The organism is uncultured Mobiluncus sp. (genome assembly GCF_947254095.1).
GTDB lineage: Bacteria > Actinomycetota > Actinomycetes > Actinomycetales > Actinomycetaceae > Mobiluncus.
In genome coordinates, this window is sequence record NZ_CAMYBV010000037.1 from 1 (window position 1) to 5,950 (window position 5,950).

A 5,950-nucleotide genomic window follows, 5' to 3' on the forward strand; every position below is an offset into this window, starting at 1 on the left:
GGGTAACCTCCCGGAGTACGCTCGGTAAAAACTTTGTTGCGGGTAAACACTGGGTTGCTCATGTCTCTCCTTATTGTCTCAACGGTTTAATCGTAGCGGATTTCCGCGGTTTTGCCACGGCGCAGCCCTCCTGCTGCGGGGTGATTTTTCGGGGCGCAGCCCTGTCGGCGGGGCCGGCAAAAACCAGCTGTGTCACAATAGGTTGGTGACTAAAAGCCAGGAACCCCGCAAGCCCGGAGGTAAAACCGACCCCGCTCGGCGGCAAACCCTGCGCGGAGTCGTGTCGAACGTGTTGCTGCTGGTCACGTTCGTGGTGCTGTTCGGGGTCGGCATTTTGGTGGTGGTCCAAGCGGGTTTCTTGGAACCGCAGGAAAACGTGGCCGCTCGCGGCATGATGGCACTGGTGATTACCCTGCTGATGGTGGTGGCGGTGCTGTTGGCGCGCATTGTTCAGTTGGGACGCGACCGGGTGGACGAGTTGACGTTGCGCAACCGGCAGTTGGAGCTGGAACGCGAGCAGTCCGAGCAGATTGCGGTGGCTGACGAACGCGCCCGGATTGCCCGGGAAATGCACGATATTGTGGCCCATTCTCTGACGGTGTTGATTGCGATGAGTGACGGCGCCACCGCCGCGATTGACAAAAATCCTGAGCTCGCCAAGGAAGCCTTGCGCAATATGAGCGAAACCGGGCGGGCGGCGCTGGCGGACACGCGCCGCCTGGTGGGAGTGCTGCGCCAACCCACCGAAGTGCCCCAGAACCTTGACCCGAACGCTCCTCCGGACGCCCAAACGTCCTCGCTGGAGGAAGTCCGTTTCACTCCCTCCCCGGATTTGGCGGAAATGGACGGACTTATTGCCCAGTTCCGGGCGGCCGGCCTGCCGATTACGTACCGTTATTCCGGGGATGAGGTGCCGGCTGACGGTCCGTTGCAACTGACGATTTATCGGATTGTGCAAGAGTCTTTGACTAACATTTTGCGTCACGCTCCCGCCTCCACCGCAGTTGAAGTCGATTTACAAGTGCGGGACAACGGTATTCATATCGTCGTGTTTAACGCCACTTCCCTGGCGGGGATTAATCCCGGCGGCGGGAAGGGGCTCATTGGAATGCGCGAGCGCGCTGCGGTCTATGACGGTCACGTTCAGGCTGGTCCCACCCCCGGAGGGTGGCGGGTAGAGGCAACCTTGCAATGGCAGGCCGAAGCACCGAAGTCCGAGGGCTGGGTTATGCCCGCATAAACAACTTTTAGGGGACAATATAAACGTGAGTGAAAAAGAAAACGACACTGCCCAAGCTGGACAGTCCACGCCTAGTGAAGCCATCAAAGTGCTGCTGGTCGACGACCAATCCCTAATCCGGATGGGTTTTCGGATGGTGCTGGAGGCGGCGGACGACATCACGGTGGTGGGCGAAGCGGCGGACGGCAAAACCGCACTAAAGATGGTCAAGGCGACCGCGCCGGACGTGGTGCTGATGGACGTGCGGATGCCCAATATGAACGGTATCGAGGCGACCTCGGAAATTGTAGCCAGCAACCCGAACGTGAAAGTCCTTATCCTCACCACTTTTGACCTGGACGAATACGCTTTCGCGGCGCTACGGGCCGGAGCCAGCGGATTCCTACTGAAAGATGCCAAACCAGAGGAACTCATCGGCGCTATCCGCAATGTCGCCCACGGGGACGCCACGATTTCCCCGCGCGTGACGAAACGGATGCTGGAAATGTTTGCCCCGCAGCTGCCCGGTGACCAGGACAGCGACGTGGACGCGAATCTGGTCGACCAAGCCCTGCTGGACAGCCTCACCGATCGAGAAACCGAGGTCCTCACCCTCATCGCCCAAGGGCTAACCAATCAGGAAATCGCAACGCAACTGTTCATTTCGATGACCACGGTGAAAACCCACGTGGGCAATATCTTAAACAAAATCGGTGCCCGCGACCGAGTACAAGCCGTCATTTTTGCTTACGAAAACGGCCTTGTTTCCGCGTAAACCCGCCGAACTGGCGAAAAAACTGTACCCCCGGTCGGATTCGAACCGACACTGAACTGATTTTAAGTCAGCTGCCTCTACCATTGGGCTACGGGGGCGCACACATTTTTCAGACTGGTTAATCATCTATTCATTTGGGGATTTACTCAAATCGACCCTAAACTTTGAATATGGACAAAGAAGTGCCAAGCAATGATAAAGAAAACGAAAATCTCAACAAGGGCCTTTTCGGCGAGCAGGATCTAGCCGGTCCTTCCCCTGAAGATTACGACGCCGCTGTTCGAGCCGGTGAGGAGCGTCTCAGCGCGCAAGAGCGGTTTGCCCGGTTTGTCTCTGACGACATCGTCGGGGGCATGATTCTGATTATCGCCGCCATTATCGCCCTGGTTTTCGCCAATACCCCGTTCCGCGAGGGGTATCAGGCCGTGGCACAGTTTGTGCCCGACCCCGGCTTGGCGCAAGCCGCCGCCGCTGACACCCTGTCGGTACTGCAAAAACTGCACCTGTCCATGCCTATTGAAGAGTGGGCACGTGACGGTATCCTGGCGATTTTCTTTTTCACCGTCGGGTTGGAGCTAAAGGAAGAGTTCACCCACGGTGCCCTGCACGATCCGCGAACCGCGGCGATGCCGATTATCGCTGCCGCCTTTGGCATGGCCGGTCCCGCCCTGGTTTTCCTGGTGGTCACCGCCATTACCGGCTCCGGAGCGTGGCATGGCTGGGCCATTCCGACCGCTACAGATATTGCTTTCGCGGTCGCGATTTTGCAGATTTTTGGCCGCGGCCTGCCCAACGGAGCCAGGACATTCCTGTTGACCCTGGCTGTAGCCGACGACTTGGGCGGGATTATCGTCATCGCCGTGTTCTATGGCTCTAACCTGAATCTCGCTTTCCTGTTGCCGATGGCGGCGTGTGCCGCCCTGTTCGGGTTCCTGTGTCACAAGCGGAAAGGTCACTGGTACTTCCTGATTCCTCTGGGGGTATTGACCTGGTACTTCATGCTGGTTTCCGGTATCCACGCCACTATCGCTGGAGTAGTTTTGGGCATGGTAGTTCCTGCCGACAAGCGCGACTGGGAAGTCCACAACCTGGTGGAACAGATTTCTATGAAAGTCAACCCGGTTTCGGCCGCGTTTGCGGTACCGTTCTTTGCTTTCTTTGCCGCTGGCGTGGACATCGTGGACACCCCAGGCGGAGCGCTCAATATGCTGACCAACCCCGTGGCCGTGGCGGTCATGCTGGCGTTGCCTTTCGGGAAATTGCTGGGAATCTCCGGTTCCGTGTTCGTGATGGAAAAGTTCACTCCCCTCCACTTGGAAAAGGGCGTGACCATGGGTGATGTGGTTCCGATTTCGCTGGTGGCAGGGATTGGTTTCACGGTGGCGCTGTTGATTTCGCACCTGTCTTTCCGCGGCAACGATTTGCTGACCCAGGCCGGTTCTATCGGCGTGGTCATGGGCACCGCGCTGTCCATCGTCCTGGGCGCTATCGCTTTGCAGGTACGCCTGGCGTACCGCCGGTCGCACGCTCACGAGTGAGGACAGCCCGCCCCACCCTTGTGCATCCGCCCGACCCCGCGGACTTGGGAAAGAAAATAACCCAAAAGGGTATATCCGGCATCGAACGCATCTGATATTTTCGAAGTGAGGAATCGGCGTTGGGTCGCTTCCCGAAAACCTAGAAAGGCAAACAAATGCGGAGTTTGCAAAAGAAAAGCCTGGTGGCGGGCATCGCAGCAATCGCGTTGGTGGCGTTGAGCGGCTGCGAAATGGACGTCAAACTGAAGGTTATTGATGAGAAAACCATTGAGCCTTCGGTCATCGTCGCGATGAGCGAAGCCGAAAAGGACCTGCTTTCCTCCATGAGCGACGGCGAGGAAGTAACCTGCCAGGATCTCGCGGATATGGAAGATGAGGACGAGGCCACGGTCAAAGATTTGAGTACTGGCGGGGATATGAAATGCGAGATTATTCTGCCTCAGGAACAGAATTTCGCTTCAAGCGAGAACCTGAAAAAAGACGGCGATGACCTGGTTCTGACCCTTCCCAAAGAGGACATCGACGAACTGAAATCGGGACTGAACGATGCCGGGGATATGAGCGAGTACGGTATGGACTCAATCACCATGAACCTGATAATCCAGATGCCCAACGGCATCAAAACAGCCACCGTGGACAGGCAACCCGTTGATTTCAAGGGAGACACCGTGACGCTGGATCTGACCGACCTCGGCAGCGAGGTTAAAATTGTGTCCTCGCCCGGTATTCCTGGCGGAAATGCCGGCGATAAGGCTGATTCCGAGTACGACCCGGACAGTGACCTCACCGATGCCGGGAAATCTGTGGCGAAAGGAATCGGCAAGTTCCTCGTGGGGATGGCCATTTTTGGGATTCTGATAATCGCCGGCATCGTCATTCTCATTGTGGTGCTGGTGAAAAAGAGCAAGGCAAAGACTGTTCCGGCCAACCAATTCGGACAGCCGATGAACTACGGGCAACCTGGGCAACCTGGGCAACCAGTACAACCGGGACAGCCCCAGTTCGGGCAACCCATGCAACCGGGGCAACCTGGACAACCCGGAGTTAGACAGCCAGTTCAGCCAGGGCAGCCCCAGTTCGGTCAGCCCGGGCAACCCGGGCAACCGCAGCCTTACGCCCAGCCCGGACAGCCCCAGCCAGGGCAACCGGGACAGCCGGTTCAATCCAACCCCTTTGCTCAGCCGAGTGCGGGGCAACCAGGACAACCTGCCCAACCAGCAACTCCCTTTGCTCAGCCGGGTACCCCGGCTCAGCCAACGCAGCCGGGACAGCCGCAAACTCAGTTTGGACAGCAGAATCAGCCTGACCATACCCAGTTTGGTCAACCGCAGTCCTTCGGGCCGAATATCCCCGACCAAGCTGATCCGTCCCCTGAGCCGACCGACCCCACCCAGAATCCAAATCCACAAAACTAACCTCAACAAACTGCCCGAGTTTGGGAGTACTTGGACGGTTGTGGATAAATAGTGGGATTTGGGCAGTAGCTGCCATTATTGGCAACTACTGCCCAAATCCCACTTTTAAACCACGCGCGCCCCGAAACCTAGGAAGGCTTCACACCCAAACAGCGCTGAAATCAGGTTATAGACACCGGAATTTTGGCAGGTTGGTAGCGCAGCCTGAAGTGGGGGGTCCCACCATTAGTGACGCTATTTCAGCCCGGCGGAGAGCGGGGCGTACCCCTGCGGAATGTGATAGCGTCCGCGGGAATTTAGATGGGCTGGGTGCGGAGTGTACCTTTGCGGGACGTAGTAGCGCGGGAATTTCGGCTGGCGGGGCGAGGAGCGTGGGGGGCGACTCAGCGAGAGGCTGGGGGGTGAGCGTTTTGCGACAATAGTCGCGCAAAACGCGAGGGGGCCCTCCCCCTTCCGCCTCTCGCGAGCGCCCCCGAGCGAGCGCCCCGCACCAAATCAACCAAACCCAAAAAACGCGCCCGCAACACAGGGCACCTGCGATTCCGGCACACCCGCCGCAACGCCCTTGCGAACCGCAATAAAACCTATTTAAACGGCTCGGTGTGCCATATATGGCACACCGAGCCAAATTAATAGGATTAACGCCCGGGCGAGAAATTATGGGCGGGGAGCGTTGCGAACGCCCCGCAGAACTAAAACACGCAATAAAACCAGACCCAGAATTCAGGGAATCTGGGACAGGATAATCCCATCGAGGATATCGTTTTCCGAGGTCCGAACCGGGAATGTCCCGCGGGGTGCACCGGCAGGCGCAGTCCCGGAATCCGAGCGACCAGTGCCGGAACCGGGGGCCGGATGGGCCTCCAACCAAGCGAGAATCCGCTCCCACACCAGGACTCCGCCGGCAATCTGGCGCACCCGCTGCGGGTGCATGGGCCCCAACTGGGATTTTTCCGCGTGCGGCATCCGAATCAAACGCCGGGCACGTTCCCGCAGCGCGCCA

4 protein-coding genes, 1 tRNA gene and 1 pseudogene are annotated in these 5,950 nt (G+C 58.2%); 4 read left to right on the forward strand and 2 right to left on the reverse strand.

Features of this window, described 5'->3' with window-relative positions; all coding sequences use genetic code 11:
• Nucleotides 1-280 precede the first annotated feature (280 nt).
• Both Q0X47_RS08250 and Q0X47_RS08255 read left to right on the forward strand, forming a co-directional pair.
• Entirely contained in the window at nucleotides 281-1,240 is a 960-nt protein-coding gene (locus Q0X47_RS08250; protein WP_367178294.1) for a sensor histidine kinase, read from the forward strand.
• 25 nt (nucleotides 1,241-1,265) lie between these two features.
• A complete protein-coding gene (locus Q0X47_RS08255; protein WP_297724926.1) occupies nucleotides 1,266-1,994 on the forward strand; it encodes a response regulator transcription factor in 729 nt (242 codons plus the stop codon).
• 25 nt (nucleotides 1,995-2,019) lie between these two features.
• Here Q0X47_RS08255 and Q0X47_RS08260 read toward each other — a convergent pair.
• A tRNA-Leu gene (locus tag Q0X47_RS08260) sits at nucleotides 2,020-2,092 on the reverse strand.
• Between the two features lie 72 nt (nucleotides 2,093-2,164).
• Between Q0X47_RS08260 and nhaA the strand changes: the two genes are divergently transcribed.
• Both nhaA and Q0X47_RS08270 read left to right on the forward strand, forming a co-directional pair.
• Nucleotides 2,165-3,532, forward strand: a complete 1,368-nt coding sequence (gene nhaA, locus Q0X47_RS08265; RefSeq protein ID WP_297724929.1) for a Na+/H+ antiporter NhaA — start codon at nucleotides 2,165-2,167, stop codon at nucleotides 3,530-3,532.
• A 155-nt stretch (nucleotides 3,533-3,687) separates the two neighbouring features.
• Nucleotides 3,688-4,947 (forward strand): hypothetical protein, encoded by a 1,260-nt coding sequence (locus Q0X47_RS08270; protein WP_297724932.1) that lies wholly within the window; start codon nucleotides 3,688-3,690, stop codon nucleotides 4,945-4,947.
• A 723-nt stretch (nucleotides 4,948-5,670) separates the two neighbouring features.
• Here the strand turns inward: Q0X47_RS08270 and Q0X47_RS08275 are convergent.
• Nucleotides 5,671-5,950, reverse strand: a pseudogene (locus tag Q0X47_RS08275) (phosphatase); the annotation flags it as partial.